This window comes from Marinobacter sp. (genome assembly GCF_033722195.1).
In the GTDB taxonomy this organism is placed as follows: domain Bacteria; phylum Pseudomonadota; class Gammaproteobacteria; order Pseudomonadales; family Oleiphilaceae; genus Marinobacter.
In genome coordinates this window covers 1-15,364 of the sequence record NZ_JAWVZL010000075.1, presented here as the reverse complement: position 1 = coordinate 15,364, position 15,364 = coordinate 1, and the positions used below count along the sequence as shown (strand labels likewise).

At 63.1% G+C, this 15,364-nt stretch carries 16 protein-coding genes and 1 tRNA gene; 9 read left to right on the top strand and 8 right to left on the bottom strand.

Annotated features, from left to right (window positions below; translation table 11 throughout):
• The 7 genes from R3280_RS12485 to rnr form a co-directional block, all read right to left on the bottom strand.
• A partial coding sequence (locus R3280_RS12485; protein WP_318998939.1) for a DnaB-like helicase N-terminal domain-containing protein occupies positions 1-459 on the bottom strand: 459 nt, incomplete at its 3' end.
• A gap of 200 nt (positions 460-659) precedes the next feature.
• The gene (gene rplI, locus R3280_RS12480) at positions 660-1,106 is read right to left on the bottom strand and encodes a 50S ribosomal protein L9 (protein ID WP_318998938.1); all 447 of its coding nucleotides are present in this window, start codon (positions 1,104-1,106) and stop codon (positions 660-662) included.
• Between the two features lie 20 nt (positions 1,107-1,126).
• Complete coding sequence (locus tag R3280_RS12475; protein WP_318998937.1) at positions 1,127-1,993, bottom strand: hypothetical protein; 867 nt, start codon at positions 1,991-1,993, stop codon at positions 1,127-1,129.
• Between the two features lie 21 nt (positions 1,994-2,014).
• The gene (rpsR, locus tag R3280_RS12470) at positions 2,015-2,245 is read right to left on the bottom strand and encodes a 30S ribosomal protein S18 (RefSeq protein WP_318998936.1); all 231 of its coding nucleotides are present in this window, start codon (positions 2,243-2,245) and stop codon (positions 2,015-2,017) included.
• A 27-nt stretch (positions 2,246-2,272) separates the two neighbouring features.
• Positions 2,273-2,689: a 30S ribosomal protein S6 gene (gene rpsF / locus R3280_RS12465; protein ID WP_318998935.1), complete on the bottom strand. Its 417-nt coding sequence runs from the start codon at positions 2,687-2,689 to the stop codon at positions 2,273-2,275.
• Positions 2,690-2,910: 221 nt separating this feature from the next.
• Complete coding sequence (rlmB, locus tag R3280_RS12460; RefSeq protein ID WP_318998934.1) at positions 2,911-3,654, bottom strand: 23S rRNA (guanosine(2251)-2'-O)-methyltransferase RlmB; 744 nt, start codon at positions 3,652-3,654, stop codon at positions 2,911-2,913.
• A gap of 3 nt (positions 3,655-3,657) precedes the next feature.
• The gene (gene rnr / locus R3280_RS12455) at positions 3,658-6,177 is read right to left on the bottom strand and encodes a ribonuclease R (RefSeq protein ID WP_318998933.1); all 2,520 of its coding nucleotides are present in this window, start codon (positions 6,175-6,177) and stop codon (positions 3,658-3,660) included.
• A gap of 250 nt (positions 6,178-6,427) precedes the next feature.
• Here rnr and R3280_RS12450 point away from each other — a divergent pair.
• A tRNA-Leu gene (locus R3280_RS12450) sits at positions 6,428-6,514 on the top strand.
• Positions 6,515-6,646: 132 nt separating this feature from the next.
• On the opposite strand, the gene R3280_RS12445 is transcribed toward R3280_RS12450, so the two are convergent.
• Positions 6,647-8,494, bottom strand: a complete 1,848-nt coding sequence (locus R3280_RS12445) for a hypothetical protein (RefSeq protein WP_318998932.1) — start codon at positions 8,492-8,494, stop codon at positions 6,647-6,649.
• A gap of 543 nt (positions 8,495-9,037) precedes the next feature.
• Here R3280_RS12445 and R3280_RS12440 point away from each other — a divergent pair.
• The 8 genes from R3280_RS12440 to R3280_RS12405 form a co-directional block, all read left to right on the top strand.
• Positions 9,038-9,274, top strand: a complete 237-nt coding sequence (locus R3280_RS12440; protein WP_318998931.1) for a hypothetical protein — start codon at positions 9,038-9,040, stop codon at positions 9,272-9,274.
• Positions 9,275-9,330: 56 nt separating this feature from the next.
• Positions 9,331-9,771, top strand: a complete 441-nt coding sequence (locus R3280_RS12435) for a TadE/TadG family type IV pilus assembly protein (RefSeq protein ID WP_318998930.1) — start codon at positions 9,331-9,333, stop codon at positions 9,769-9,771.
• A 41-nt stretch (positions 9,772-9,812) separates the two neighbouring features.
• Entirely contained in the window at positions 9,813-10,670 is an 858-nt protein-coding gene (cpaB, locus tag R3280_RS12430) for a Flp pilus assembly protein CpaB (protein ID WP_318998929.1), read from the top strand.
• Positions 10,660-11,838, top strand: a complete 1,179-nt coding sequence (locus R3280_RS12425) for a type II and III secretion system protein family protein (RefSeq protein ID WP_318998928.1) — start codon at positions 10,660-10,662, stop codon at positions 11,836-11,838. Before cpaB ends, R3280_RS12425 begins: the two co-directional genes overlap by 11 nt.
• Before the next feature lie 4 nt (positions 11,839-11,842).
• Positions 11,843-13,039, top strand: coding sequence for a hypothetical protein (locus R3280_RS12420; protein ID WP_318998927.1), 1,197 nt, complete (start codon positions 11,843-11,845; stop codon positions 13,037-13,039).
• 11 nt (positions 13,040-13,050) lie between these two features.
• A complete protein-coding gene (locus R3280_RS12415) occupies positions 13,051-14,259 on the top strand; it encodes a CpaF family protein (protein WP_318998926.1) in 1,209 nt (402 codons plus the stop codon).
• Complete coding sequence (locus tag R3280_RS12410) at positions 14,256-15,173, top strand: type II secretion system F family protein (RefSeq protein ID WP_318998925.1); 918 nt, start codon at positions 14,256-14,258, stop codon at positions 15,171-15,173. The genes R3280_RS12415 and R3280_RS12410 overlap by 4 nt, the downstream gene beginning before the upstream one ends.
• On the top strand, positions 15,166-15,364 hold a 199-nt coding region (locus R3280_RS12405), incomplete at its 3' end, for a hypothetical protein (RefSeq protein ID WP_318998924.1). The genes R3280_RS12410 and R3280_RS12405, both read left to right, overlap by 8 nt.

Genomic DNA, 15,364 nt, shown 5'->3' with positions numbered 1-15,364 from the left:
GTCCAGCAGCTCGTCGCTGGTACGGCCCTGGGGATTGAAGGCGGAATCGGCGATGTTGCCGGACACCTCCACCAGCTGGCGCATCACCGAACGCTCCCGGACGATCTGGGCATAAGCCTTGATGTTGGCCGCGCCCGGGGTTTTCTCCGCCAGTTCCGCCAGGTAGGACAGGCCGCCGGCGTCATCGATGTCGCCGGCCCGCTCCAGGAATTCCGCCAGGGTGACCACGTCCAGCGGTTCGCTCTCCGCCGCCAGGCGCTCCGCCGCACCAAAGATCAGCCGGTGGCCCTGGCGATAGAAATCGTCCGCGGTGATGATCTCGGAGACCTCGTCAAAGCGCCGGTTGTCCAGCATCAGGCCGCCCAGCACCGCCTGCTCCGCCTCAATGGAATGGGGTGGCACCTTGATGCGACTGGTTTCGGTGTCGGACGGCGCCGGCTTGAGGTTGGGATTGGCCATGACTGCTTCTTCGGTGGTTGTACGGGCTGACAGAATCGGACCCTGCCCCGGCTGGGTGCCGGATCAGGGCTACAAGCATATCAGAAACAGGCAGGCCCGGAAGTCGCTCACGCAACTCCGGGCCTGTCTGTCCGTCCCGACGCCATGGCGGCGGCAGGGACGATGTCTGCGGGTCGGCGCGGAGGCCGACCCAGAGCCGATTACTCGGCGACTACGGTCACCTTGACCTCGGCGGTTACGTCCGAGTGTAGCTGCAGCTCGATGTCGTACTCGCCCACGGCGCGCAGCGGGCCTTCCGGCAGGCGAACTTCGCTCTTTTCCACTTCGGTGCCGCTGGTGCTGATGGCGTCAGCGATGTCACGGACACCGATGGAGCCGAACAGTTTGCCTTCGTCACCGGCCTTGGAGCTGATGGTGAAGGAGGCACCGTTGAGCTTCTCGGCGCGAGCTTCGGCGGAGGCCAGCTTTTCAGCGGCGGCCTTCTCCAGCTCGGCGCGACGGGCTTCGAACGCTTCCAGGTTGTCCTTGGTGGCCGGAACGGCCTTGCCGTAGGGCACCAGGAAATTGCGACCGTAACCGGACTTTACTTTTACCTTGTCACCCAGGGAACCCAGGTTTGCCACTTTCTCGAGCAGAATAACTTCCATCTCGTTAACCTCTTCGTGCTTTATTCAGCCGGTCCGGAAGGCGTGATGCGCTTCCTGATATCCAGCCAGCTATCCAAAAATGCCAAAGCCACCAATAACAACAACAGACTCGGACCCAGAATCAGCAGGGCAACGTAGAACATCACCAGCCATTGCGTTCCCATGCCCCGGCGGCCAACCGCACCATGCACCAGGGCAATGGCAGCCACCACCATCGGCAGGCCGGCGGCCCAGACCACCAGGACGGAATTCAGTCCCAGGAACGGTCCCGCCACCATCACAACCAGCAGACCCACTGCCATGGGGCCGGAGAGCCGGAAGCCATGAAACTCCTCCCGGAAACCACCGGGGTTGTAGAGTTTCGCCTGCCAGGAGCGGGCCAGCATGGTGAGCACCACCGCCGTCACCAGAAACGTGCCCGCCATACTGGCGTTCATGGTCTGGCGAATCACCGGCTCAAGCTGGTCACCCAGCTCCTGTGCCACTTCCGCATTGTACTGCTGGTAGAAGGACACACCGGTTTGCACCAGTTGATCCAGCATGGCCGGGTAGAGCACCGGCAGCAGTACGCCAATCAGCACGGTGACCAGACTGCCCGCCACCAGGCTGCGCTCCCAGGACTGCGTTGCCCGAAGCACCGCCGCCATGACCATCACCATCACCAGCACCGACAGAGCCGTCGGATCGCCACCGACGATGGCCCAGCCCAGGCCTGGAAGGCTGGCCCAGATGCCAATGTTGACACCCTGCCTGAGGCCGAGCCTCAGGATCACCAGCCCGATGACGGCGGCGCCGATCCAGAACAGCAGGGGTATTGCCATCGTAATGACGGCGACCCCGGCTGCCTGCAGGGGACCGCGCATCACGAATTCTGCCAATGCCCGCATGGTCCCGAATCCTGTTGTTACTTAGTTGTCGTGGCTGTCCGAGTACGGCAGCAGAGCCAGGAACCGAGCGCGTTTGATGGCGCTGGACAGCTGACGCTGGTAGCGTGCTTTGGTGCCGGTAATACGGCTGGGCACGATCTTGCCGGTTTCAGTGATGTAACCTTTCAGGGTGTCCAGATCCTTGTAGTCGATCTGCTTCACACCCTCTGCCGTGAAGCGGCAGAACTTGCGACGTCTGAAAAAACGAGCCATGAATAACTCCTCAACTCCGGTGGTGGTTTACTCTTCTTCGTCCTGGGTTTCGCTGCGACGGCGATCGTCAGACTCAGCGGAACGACGGGGACGGTCGTCGCCGCCGGAGCGCCGGTCTTCACGGGACTCAGAGGCTTTCATCGGTGACATTTCAGTAACGGCTTCATCACAACGGGTGACCAGGTCACGGATGATGGCGTCGTTGAAACGGAAGTTATGGGCTAGCTCGTCCAGCGCGGCCTGGGAACATTCAACGTTCATCAGGACGTAGTGAGCCTTGTGGATCTTGTTGATCGGGTAAGCCAGGTGACGACGGCCCCAATCTTCCAGGCGATGCACCTTGCCACCATCTTCAGTGATGGTGTTGGTGTAACGCTCGATCATCGCGGGCACCTGCTCGCTCTGATCCGGGTGTACCATGAATACGATTTCGTAGTGACGCATGAGTTCTCCCTACGGTTTAAACAGCTTCCGCCAGCGCGTACGCGGTCAGAAGCAAGGAGGTGGCAGCGGATAACTGCCGGTTTTACTGATTTTTCTTCAGTACGACGCCGTTTGCAGGAAAGACTTTCAGGCAATAAGGCACCGCCCCCGGAGAAAGGGGGAGACGCATTTTATGCGCCTCCAAGGGGCTATGCAAGGAATGCGGTGAAAAACCTGCCGCCTCAGCGGCTGGCGAGCCGCTGGCGCACCGCCTCGTAGAGGCAGACACCGGTGGCCACGGACACGTTGAGGCTGTCCACGTGGCCCTGCATGGGGATGTGGATCAGCTGGTCACAGCGCTCCCGGGTCAGGCGCCGCATGCCTTTGCCTTCGGCACCCATCACCAGCGCCACGCTGCCGCTGAAATCGGCCTGGTGCAGACTGGCTTCGGCCTCGCCGGCGGTGCCGATCAGCCAGACCCCGGCATCCTGCAGCGCCTTCAGACACCGGGCCAGGTTGGTGACCCGCACCAGCGGCACGGTTTCGGCGGCGCCGCAGGCCACCTTGCGCGCCGTGGGCGTCAGTGCCGCCGACTTGTCCTTGGGCACCACCACCGCCAGCACGCCGGCGGCATCGGCAGTGCGCAGACAGGCCCCGAGGTTGTGGGGATCCGTGACACCGTCCAGCACCAACAACAGGGGCGGCTGCGGAGACTCCCCCAGCGTCGCCAGCAGATCGGCCTCCTGCCACTCGCGGCTCTCCCCCACCTGGGCCACCACGCCCTGGTGCACACCGGCGACGCGACTGTCCAGTTCACGCCGGTGCACCACCTGCCAGGGCACATCGAGGGTATCCAGTTCAGCGGTTATGGCCTGGACCCGCTTGTCCTGCCGGCCGGTCTGGATCCAGACCTGCTGCAGCCGCGCCGGCTCCCGCTTGAGCACAGCCTCCACGGCATGCCAGCCAAACACAAAGTCATCAGCCACCGATCATTTCCCCGACTTGGAGCTCTTGCCGGAGCGGCGCGAGGCGCCGCCGGACTTCGGCTTCTTGCCGTCGCCCCCGCCGGTTTTGCCACCCTTGCCACGGCCCTTGCCGGCGGCTTTCGAGCCGGCCTCCCGGGCCGCCTCACTGGCCAGCTTTTCCTTGGCGCTCTTGGGCTTGCGGCTCTTGCTTGCGCCGCTTTTCCCGCGGCCGTCGTCCTTGCCGCGGCCCTTGCCCTTGGCTTCCCGCTGCTTGGCCGGCAGGGCATCCCGGTCGGCCTGCCGGCGCTGGGGCTCGCTGACCAGCTCCAGGTCGATCTTGCGATCCTCCAGATCCACCCGCACCACTTTCACCCGGACCTCGTCACCAAGCCGGAAGCTGACGGCGGTACGCTCGCCGATCAGGCGATGCTTGGCGGCATCGTGGTGGAAGTAGTCGCCACTGAGGGTGGAGACATGCACCAGGCCTTCTATATAGACGTCCTTCAGCTCGACAAAGAAGCCGAAGGGCACCACGGCGGCGATGACGCCGTCGAACTCCTCACCGACGTGATCACGCAGGTACTCGCACTTAAGCCAGGCCATGACATCGCGGGTGGCGTCATCGGCCCGGCGCTCGGTCATGGAGCAGTGCTCACCCAGCTGCTCGACCTGGGCCAGGTCGTAGGGATAATGGGCCAGCTCGGGGTCCTTCTTGGCGGGCTTGACCACCGTGTCGGTGGCCTCGTCGCCGTGGACCACCGACTTGATGGCCCGATGCACCACCAGGTCCGGGTAGCGCCGGATGGGCGAGGTGAAATGGGTGTAGTGCGGGAAGCCCAGACCAAAGTGGCCCCGCTCCTCCGGGCTGTAGACCGCCTGGCTCAGGGAGCGCAGCATCACCATCTGGATCACGTGGGCATCGGGCCGGTCCTTGATGGACTCCAGCAGGGCCTGGTAATCGGCGGAGGTGGGATCGTCACCGCCGCCGAGCTGCAGCCCCAGCTCGCCAAGAAACAGCCGCAACGCCGCCAGGCGCTCTTCCGAGGGGCCGTCATGGACCCGGTACAGGGCCGGGATCTTGTGCTTCTTGAGGAAACGGGCCGTGGCCACGTTGGCGCACAGCATGCACTCCTCGACAATCTTGTGGGCGTCGTTGCGCTCCACCGGGACGATTTCCTCGATCTTGCGGGTGGCGTCAAAGATCACCCGGGTCTCGGTGGTCTCGAAATCGATGGCGCCCCGCTCGGTACGGGCCTGGCGGAACAGCTTGTAGGCGTCGTAGAGCACTTCCAGGTGCGGCACCACGTCGGCGTACTGGGCCCGCAGGGCCTGGCCCTTCTCGGAGTCCGGCCGCTGCAGCATGTCGCTGACCTTGTTGTAGGTCAGCCGGGCGTGACTGTGCATCAGGGCCTGATAAAAGGTATAGCCGCTGATCCGGCCGGCGGCACTGATGGTCAGGTCGGCCACCACGCAGAGCCGGTCCACCCCCGGGTTCAGTGAACACAGGCCGTTGGAGAGTTTCTCCGGCAGCATGGGCACCACGTGGTCCGGGAAATACACCGAATTGCCGCGATTGATGGCCTCCTCGTCCAGAGGGGTACCCGGGCGCACGTAGTGGGACACGTCGGCAATGGCCACCACCAGACGGAAGCCACCACGGGGGCGGCGCTCACAATAGATGGCGTCGTCAAAGTCGCGGGCGTCCTCGCCATCAATGGTGACCAGGCGCAGGTTACGCAGGTCGACCCGGTTGGCCTTGTCCTTTTCCGGCACCTCCAGCGGGATCGAGGCCGCCTGGGTTGCCGCCGCTGGCGGCCAGCTGTGGGGAATATCGTAGGAACGGATGGCGACGGCGATCTCCATGCCCGGGGCCATGTGGTCCCCCAGCACTTCGACGATCTTGCCGGTGGGCTTGGCCCGCATGCTGGGCTGGCGCAGGATGTCCACCACCACGTACTGGCCATGGTAGGCATCGCCACAGTGCTCCTCGGGAATCAGCACCTCATGATTGATGCGGGCGTTCTCGGGCACCACAAAGGAGATGCCGCTTTCCCGGAACAGCCGACCCACGGTCTGCTGGGTACGGTGCTCCAGCACCTCGACAATCACACCCTCCCAGCGGCCACGGTCGTCAACGCTGTCGACCCGGGCCGCCACCCGGTCACCGTGGAACACCTGGCGCATCTGGCGGGCGCTGAGAAAGAGGTCGGAACCCTCGCCGTCCGGCACCAGAAAGCCGAAGCCGTCGCGGTGGCCTACCACCCGGCCGGTGACCAGGTCCGCCTCATCGATGGGCAGATAGGCGCCGGCGCGGTTGCAGATGGCCTGGCCGTCGCGGCACATGGCGATCAGCCGCCGGCGCAGGGCTTCAATACCCTCGGGGCTGGTCTGACCCAGTTCCTGGCAGAGTGTTTCGTGGGTCGCGGGCGCCCCCCGCTGGCGGAGGTGATCGAGGATAAACTCCCGGCTCTGGATCGGGTTGTCGTATTTTTGCGATTCACGCTGCGCGTGAGGATCCTTATCCACTTTCTTGCTCGACGCCATTCGTATCCTTGCCTTTCTCCTGCACCGCAAGCCCTTGTTTGGGCTGGGGTGATTGAATGTGATCCGAGTATAGCGCCGACTGCCCTCTGAGACCTAACCCACGGCGCCTCGGACCCTGAAAAAAATGTTTGACAGCGTTTTTCCGAATGATTAAAGTACGCGCCACTGGTTGAGCGACAAGCTTCAGCCAGATGCAGAAAACCAGACAGATCAGCAAGTAACATCTGCTCCTGGAGACTGCAAATCACCTGCCGAGGTGGTGAAATTGGTAGACACGCTAGCTTCAGGTGCTAGTGGGGGCAACCCCGTGGAGGTTCAAGTCCTCTCCTCGGCACCATTTCCTTCCCCAGGAAATGGCGACATGAAAATTCCCAAACCGTTTTATTGCAGCGTCCCGGCTTGTTCGCCGGTGTTTGTGCTGGTTTCCCCAGTGTCAGAACCCTGCGGCTATTGCCATCATCGGGCCCCGTCAGGACCCGTCGATCTCATCCGCCAGGTAGTCCGAGAGCCGGGAATAGTCCGACTCGATGATGCCGTAGAGGTCGGTGGCGGCCAGTGTGGAGGCCTCCGAGCCGCAGCTGCGAGCCCCGGTGAACCTGGCCAGTGAGGAATAGGCCACCAGGCCGGTCTGGACCGGTTCGCCGAAGGCGTCATCCGCGAGATAGCGGAACTCCCACTGCAGGCCCTCCCCGGTGACATCGATGTCAGGATCCAGGAAGCCATAACGCAGCAGATCGTCACGCCCGTCGCGGCGGTCCCAGTCCAGCTGCAGGGCCGGAAATCCCGCCGGCTGCGGCTCGTGGCCGGTGAAAGTGTAGGGCTGCTGGGCAGAGATTACCCGGCTGGCCTCCCGGTCCTCCTCGGCGATGGCGCCACTGCAGTCGCCGATTTGCCCGGTCAGGGTGACCTGCTCAATGACGTTGTCGTCACCATCCTGCAGGGTATAGCCCGAGAACTCGGAACTGGCGTTACTGTAGTCCGGGGTCAGCGTGTGGGTACCGTCGGTGATGCTGGCGACCTTGTTTTCACCGTTCATGGTCCAGGTGTAAGTGCGCTCCGCCGGCCCGCCCAGTTCGGAGCCGCTGGCCAGACCCGGATCACAGCTGGTGCGGGTGTCGAATGCCGCGGTCCGGCTCTCCCAGTCCAGCACCAGGCGCTCATCCACCGCCTGGTCGTCGAGATAGTATTGCCGGCTGATCTGGGCCAGGGACACACCGGTCAGGCCCTGCATGCCGGTGGCGGCAATGCGACCACCGGCGTTGGCCAGGCGCACCAGGTCCTGCAGCTTCGGCGCCATGCAGCCGTTGGCGGCGATGCTCCGCAGGGCGCCGGCAGGGTCGTACTGGAAGCTCAATTCGGCGGATTCCAGCAGCAGGCTGCTGCGGCCCACGGGCAGGCCGTCGGCGTTCTGATCGAAGGTTCTCACCAGTTGGCTGCGCAGCAGCACCGGATCGGCCAGATCCAGGGTCACCTCCGGTAATACCAGTTCCTCGATGGCCAGGTTGCTGTAATCGCCACCGGCCACGGCGTCATCCACAGCCCGGATTACCGCGCTGGCATTCTGCACCAGCGATAGCCGCAGCAGCTTCAGCGCCGAACCGTCGAGGACCTCCGTGGTACCTTCCCCCAGCCTGGCGGCGGCGTCATCGGGGAACTGGGCACCCAGGAAGCGGGCCAGCGCGCGCGCGTAAGCGTGGGCGCGCTCGTCACCGGCCCGGATGTAGTCCCCCTGCAAGTTGATGTTGGCAAGGCGCTGCGCCAGCTCATCCGGACCCTGCCCTGCCAGGCTGAAGAGCCCGTCGCCTCTGGCGTGCTGCAGGGTGGTCAGGGGCGTCACATTATTGCTGCCGGGCGGCGCACTCAGGGTGTAGCCCTGGCTGATCACCACATTACCGGCGCGGGTCTCTTCCTCGGTGATGCCGGGGATGGCCACCGCCACCAGGGGGTAGTCCCGCGGGTCCAGATTCGGCGCCTCCAGCGGATCGCGGATCAGCTCCGTGGTGTCCAGCTCGAAACGGCCGCCGGGGCCGCTCATGGCGGTGGGCTCGCCGCCCTCCACGATCACCTCGATACCGGAGTCCAGGGTGACGGTGACCGGCTCGCCGGTGTACTGGAAGTCGCCATCCAGATCCAGCCAGACCCGGGCGTTGCGCAGGTAGCCGTCGATGACCCTGCCCTGGTAGACCCCCAGGGTCTGGTTGTTGACGCCGTCGATGTCGCGGCCGTCCACCGGGCGTTCCGCGGTATCGTCACCGCCACCACAGCCGGCGAGCGTCAGAAAGGACAGAGTCAGGGAGAGGCAGGCAAGGCGTGTCATCGGGCAACCGTTATCCTTGTTTGTGGTTGTGACGACACTCTATGCCATGCACTCAAAGCGAACATTGACAGGCTTGGCAAACTGTAACAAAAGATTACTTACCTCCCATTTCGGTACCGCAGATCCGGCCCGCCTCAATTTTTTTCGCTTTCCAGACGCGCCCCCGAGTCGCCCCTGCCAAAGACTCTATAAACGATTCACGGACAACCGGTTGCGGCAGATCTGCGACGATTGACTATTTTGCCGTCATTACTTGTCATTTTGGGCAATTCTTCCTTGTTATCACTAGGTTACTTTGTGTGAGCGATGTCACACTGCATGCGTGATCTTGGTCGGATCAAGCATCCGGTTACTGACGGGCATACAGCTTGACAATCAGTAACAAAAAGACCCCTGACGACATGTAGCCAAAATGATGAACGCTCATTCAGACTAAGCACATAAGGTCGGTACCAGGTATCAGCTTCTAACTTGAACCGCTCAGAAGCCCTGGAAAATTTGCCAACAAAAAAACGTATTCTTAAAAACAATAAGGATGTAAAAATGAAAAAATTGACTACCAACATCAAGAAACTCGCCAACCTCCCCACCCGCGCCACCATTCAGCTGCAGGCGCACCGGCTTTCCACCCGCTCCAAGCAGGACGGCGCCTCGGCCCTGGAGTACCTGGTACTGGCAGGCGCACTGGTGGCCATCATGGTGTTTGCCTTCAGTAACGACACGGTCCAGCAGACAGTCAAAGGCATTTTTGACGGTCTCTTCGCCAAGGTTCCGGGCTGAGGCTTTTCGTTTCGGTTCCGGGATGACCGCGCTCATACTCTGGTGAGGAACAGGAGATGAAGAAAAGCAAGGGAGCAGTGGCTCTGGAATTCCTGTTTCTGTTTCCCTTTGTCGTGGCCATGCTCTACGCCGCCGCCACCTACGGGTTGCTGTTCTTCGGAAAGTATGAAATGCAAGGGGTGGTGGATCAGGCGGCTTCCTCCGCCCTGAGGGTGGATCGAAACCGTGTCCATGAGGATGCGCTGGGTGAACAGGTGACGACAACGGCAACCGCCGTGCTGACCGAAGGAGCGGGCAGGCTATCGCCCGCTTTCCGGGAAGCCATCGAGAGTTCAGGTTGCGTGCTGTCCACCGTCCAGGGGCTGGAGTTGCTCCGCTGCTCAATGACCCTCAACAACACCGAGGCACCCGTGATCCCCCAGATGAGTTTCGGTCTCCTGGGTCTGTTTCCACCCCTGCCCGAGAGGCTGAGCGTCGAGGCTTCCGTGGCATTCTGATACCAAACCGGTTCCAAATCTGATTTCCAAGGCACACAACAATGAATAAAAGAGTGCTCTACGCTCTCCCGGCAACCGTGCTTGCCATCCTGGCCCTGGCGCTCTCCGTGATGGGATTCATGTCGGCCAAGAAGGAGGCACCCGCCCCCAGCCCGAGCCTGGCCGAAAGCCAGGTACAGGCTTCCGAAACGCCCAGGTACCAGTACCTGATGGCAACACGGGCGCTTTCCCCCGGTGAGAAGGTGGCTGAGGATGCCTTTACCGTTATAGCCTCGGACCGGCCGGTGACGGAGGCTCTGCCGGCGGCCACCCCCCCTTACGGCGTGGTTGTCGAAACCGGCCTTGCCGCCGGCCAGATACTCACGTCAGCTCACCTGCGTTCCGACAGCGTGCTGGCAAGACTGGTAGCACCTGGCTTCCAGGCCATGGCCATCGCCGTAGATGATGTGTCCGGCGTGGGCGGGCTACTGCGACCCGGTGACCGGGTGAACGTGACCGCCTCCTTCCGGCGCTCGGACAAACAAAATGAGCCCGCGGCCCTGCGCCTGCTGGAAAATGTACTGGTGTTGGCCGTCAAGGGTGTGCCCTACCAGGGTGAAGCCGGCGAGGATAATGACCAGCGCCGCAACAGCACGGTGGTACTGTCGGTTCCGGAAGAGCTGGTCTCCGCGCTGCTGCTGGCCTCCAACGAGGGCAACCTCAGGTTGGTGGCCACTGCGCCTGAGCAGGAAGCTGGCGGGGCTGATCAGTCGGCCGGAAGTGACAGGCAGACGGTATCCGCGGTCTACCTCGACGACCTCTTCCCCGCACCACCGCCTCCAAGACGCACGGTCTCCCGTCCCTCCACCCGTGTGCAGGTTTTCGAAGGTGTCGAATCAAGGAATGTCTATGTACGTTAAGCCTTTCGCCGTCTGCTTCGCACTGCTTCTGGCTGCTGCCCTTGTCCCGGTACCGGCAGAGGCCGACAGCCTGCTTGATGGCGAGCCGCTGACACTGGGCAACGGCGAGCAGCGGACATTGTCCTTCCCCAAGAGCCTTTCCAAAGTGGCGATTTCCGATCCGGCCGTGGCCGGAGTCTCGGTTTCCGACAAACGCGAGTTGCTGCTGACAGCGAAGGCCGAGGGTACAGCGGTGCTATCGGTGTGGCTGGCGGGCGAGACCGACCCCTTGCGGGCTCCGGTCGCGGTGGCCCGAACCCTGGGGGAGAGACTGCCCTTCGGGACCCAGGTCCAGACCGACATCCGCATCGTGGAGGTTAACCGCAACCAGTTGAACGAACTGGGGACCTACTACGCCAAGCTGTTCGATGGCGGCCGTTCCGCAGCAGGCTTCGCGCCCCCCGCCACCGGCTTCCAGCCCTTCCCCGGCCCCGGGAGCGTACCCGGGGCCATTAGCTCCCAGGGCTTTAACCTGTTCCGTTTCGGCGAAAGTTCGCTTGCCATCATCAATGCCCTGGAGTCCGGTGGCTTTGCCTACACCCTGGCCGAGCCCTCCCTGGTGAGCCTCAGCGGCCAGAGTGCCACCTTCCTCTCGGGCGGGGAGTTCCCCATACCGGTGCGCAGTGACGAGGAAGGTATCGAGGTGGAGTTCAAGGAGTTTGGCATCAGCCTCAGTCTGACGCCCACAGTGATGAACGAGAACCAGATCATTCTCAAAGTGGCACCGGAGGTCAGTGACCTGGATTTCAGCGCCGGGGTCTCCACTGCCGGGGTCTCGGTACCGGGCCTGCGGGTGCGCCGCACCGAGACCACCGTGGCTATGGCGTCCGGGGAGACCTTCATCATCAGTGGCCTGGTGAGCCGTAACACTTTCAACAACAGCGATCGCCTGCCGGGCCTTGGCAATATCCCGATCCTGGGGGCGCTGTTCCGCTCCGATCGGGTATCCAGTGAAGACCGGGAGCTGATCATGGTGGTGACACCGCGCCTGGTGACACCCTCGGGCCAGAAAAACACGCGCCTGCACACCATTGCCCGGGACTACCAGGGCAGCAGCACCGACTGGCTCGACATGGCAATCGGCTCCGACGCCGGATCACGCCCCATCAAACACGGATTCAGCTGGTGATGTCATGAACAGAGACGATATTCTGGTTTGCGTTGCAGATGACCTGGGCATAAGGACCTGGCTCGAACGGGCCCTGGATGGCCTCTGGCCGGTGGAGTTCGTGGCGTCTTCGGACTTCTCCCGCGCCAGCCGCCTGGTGGAGGCCACCGGCAGTCGTTTTGTCATGGTGGCGGTGGACGACCAGGACCCGGGCAAGGCGCTCCGCGTGATCGCCGCGCTGGCCCAGCCAGCCGGGGACGACCTCACCGTGGTTACCGTGGCGCGGCTGCTCAACCACGATTTCCTGCTCAAGAGCATGCGGGCGGGTGCCCGGGACTGCTTCGTGGCCGGCACCGACGGTGGTGAGGTCCGTGCTCGCATCCAGCAGTTCCTGCACGACGCTCCGGCTCCATCTGCGAAAAACCGTCAGCGTGAAGGTCTGCGAAAGATCACCCTGGTCACCAGTGCCAGCCCCACGGTGGACTCCCGCCTGTTCGCCCAGAGCCTGGCGTTTGCCCTGAACCAGCAGCACCCGGGAGACAGGATCCTGGCGCTGGACACCGCAGCAACCGAGCGGCATGCCTTCTACCTGGACAGCAACAACCGCCTGACCTTCGAAAACCTCCTGCAGAACTCCGAGTCGCTGGACGAAAGCCTGATCGAGACGGCCCTGGAGGAATACGCCCCCAATCTCCGCCTGCTGGAAGGTCGGCTGTCCGCGGCCTCCGCCAGCGAGGAGCGCAACGCCGACCTGTTCATTGCCATCAGCCAGCTGCTGAGGATGTTTGATCGGCTGATCATCAATGTGGACCCGTCGGTGGCGGATTTCTGGATTCATGCCATTGGTCTGCACGCCTGCGAGCTGGTAATGGTGACCCACCCCATTGTGGAACATGCCCATATGGCCCGCCAGCGCCTGCAGTCCTGGCGTGACCATCTCGCGAAAGACTGCCGTCAGTCCCTCTTGCTGGACTGCTACGAGAAAAAAGGCAGCCCCGTGGTCAGTGAGATGGTCCAGGCGGTGGGGGTCAACTACCTGGGCGCACTGCCGCTGGATTGGCAGAACCGCCTGATGGCCATCAACGCGGGCCTGCCGTTGCACAAGCTACCGCGCAAGTCGGCCTATCAGCGCCAGCTCGAGGCCCTGCTCAGAAAAAGTGACTTCAGCGCCCGCCCAAAAGAAGAGTCAGTTGCACGGGGCCTTGAGCCCCAGCCAGCGTGAGGAGCTAGGGGATGCCGACCCGGGTCGATCAGGAGTACCAGAACCTCAAGAAGCGGGCACACTTCTTTATGGTGGAACGCCTTGATGAAGAGGGCATTGAGGTGGGCAAGGCAGACCGGGAAACCCTACAGGGGTTTGTCCAGGCCAACATCCGCAGTTTCATTGATCAGAACCGGGTGCCGCTCTCCACCCAGGATCTGGGCCTGCTGACCCGGGAGATCCACGATGAAGTGGCGGGCTTCGGGCCTCTCGAACCGCTGCTGTCGGATGAGAGCGTCAATGACATCCTGGTCAATGGCCCCGAGGATGTCTTCATCGAGGTGGCGGGTGTGTTGCAAAAAGCCCGCACCCGCTTCATTGATGACGACCATGTGGTGCGGATCATTCGCCGCATCCTGGCGCCCCTGGGCCGACGCCTGGACGAGTCCAGCCCCATGGTGGACGCGCGCCTGCCGGACGGCTCCCGGGTCAATGCCATCATTCCCCCCGTTGCCCTGGATGGGCCGTCCCTCAGCATCCGGAAATTCACCCAGAAGCACCTGACCGCGCCCGACCTGGTCAACAGCGGCGCCATGACCGCCGAATGCCTGAAACTGCTGACCTCTCTGGTGCATAGCCGGCGCAACATTCTGATCAGCGGCGGTACCGGCAGCGGCAAGACCACGATCCTCAACATGCTGAGCCAGTACATTCCGCGGGAAGAGCGGGTGGTCACCATCGAGGACTCCGCCGAGCTGCAGCTGAACCACCCTCATATCGTGCGTCTGGAGACCCGCCCTGCGAACACCGAGGGCACCGGCAAGATCACCGCCAGGGACCTGGTCATCAACGCCCTGCGGATGCGGCCGGACCGGATCATCCTCGGCGAGGTGCGCTCCGGCGAGATCATCGAGCTGCTGCAGGCGATGAACACCGGCCACGAAGGCTCCATGAGCACCATCCATTCCAACACCGCAAAGGACGCCCTGGTGCGCATCGAAACCCTGCTCGCGGTCAACGGCTACGATGCCGGAGAGCGGGCCATCGGCCGCCTCATCGGTTCCTCTCTCGACGTGATTGTCCAGCTTACGCGGCTGCCCAATGGTCGCCGCCTGGTCAGGGAAGTGGTGGCCATGAAGGCCACTGCGGATGACCCCTACAAAATGGAATCCCTCTACCGGGCCGACAGCGACCTGAGCGAGGACCAAGCCATCGCCCTCGGCGAGCTGGTGCGGCTATGAGTGCCCAGGCCTGGTTTCTGGCAGCCCTGGTTGCCGCCTCCGCAGCCGCCCTGCTGATGCTTGCGCAATGGGGCTGGAGCAGCTGGAGCACACGGCGATGGCTGGCTGAAAGAACCAGTGGGCGGCTACAGCCCAGCCAGGAGACCACGGTCCTTGGCGGTGCCCGGGTGGACCTGGGTCCGCTGGAGACATTCCTGCTGCGGGCCAACATCACCTGGTCCCGCCGCCGGCTGACGATTCTTGCGCTGCTGATCGTTGGCACACTGGTACTCGTGGGTATCAGCCGAGGCCCCGTGGTACTACTGGTTACCCTGTTCTTCGTGGTCACCGCGGTGGCAATCGCGTGGCGGGTAAGATTCCAGAAACAGCGACAGATCATCCATGAGGAACTGGCCGGGATCATCGACGGGGTCCTGCGTAATATCGAGGCAGGACGCTCCCTCGAGCATTCCCTGATCACAGCGTTCGACGAAGCCTCGCCGGTGTTCCGGCCGCTGGTGTTCCGTTTGCGCAACGGCGTCGAGTCGGGCCGCGAATACACCGGCCTGTTCGAGGACTTTTCCCGGCTCTACCGCGTGCCAGCGCTGATCATGGTGGCCATCGCCCTGCGCACCTCGTCCCGTTTTGGCTCTTCGATCCGGCCGGTGCTGCAGCAGGTGGCCAGCTCCCTGCGCTCGCAGCAGGAGCTGCGCCAGGAGTTTCTTGCCGCCACCGCCGAGACCCGTTTCACCGCGGCCACCTTTGCGTTGCTGCCGCCCGGGCTTGCCGCCTACATGGTGCTGATGAACGATGACTACGCCGACCTGCTGTTGAATACCAGCACCGGCCACAACCTGCTGATCGCAGCCGGCGTTCTACAGGTGCTCGGCATGGTGGTGATCTGGCGGATGATCCAGGGGGTAGGCCGTGGATAACACACTGCTTCTGCTCGCCACCATCACCGCCCTCGCCTCACTCTGGATGGCCATTTACCTGGCGCCACGGTGGGCGCTAAAAGCCCGCATCCACAGCCGGCTGCGAAACCGGGACGGCATCGACAAAGATGAGGGCATTGATTCCTGGCTGGCGAATCTGGCCGAGTGGTTTGTCAGTCTCTCGGCGGTGC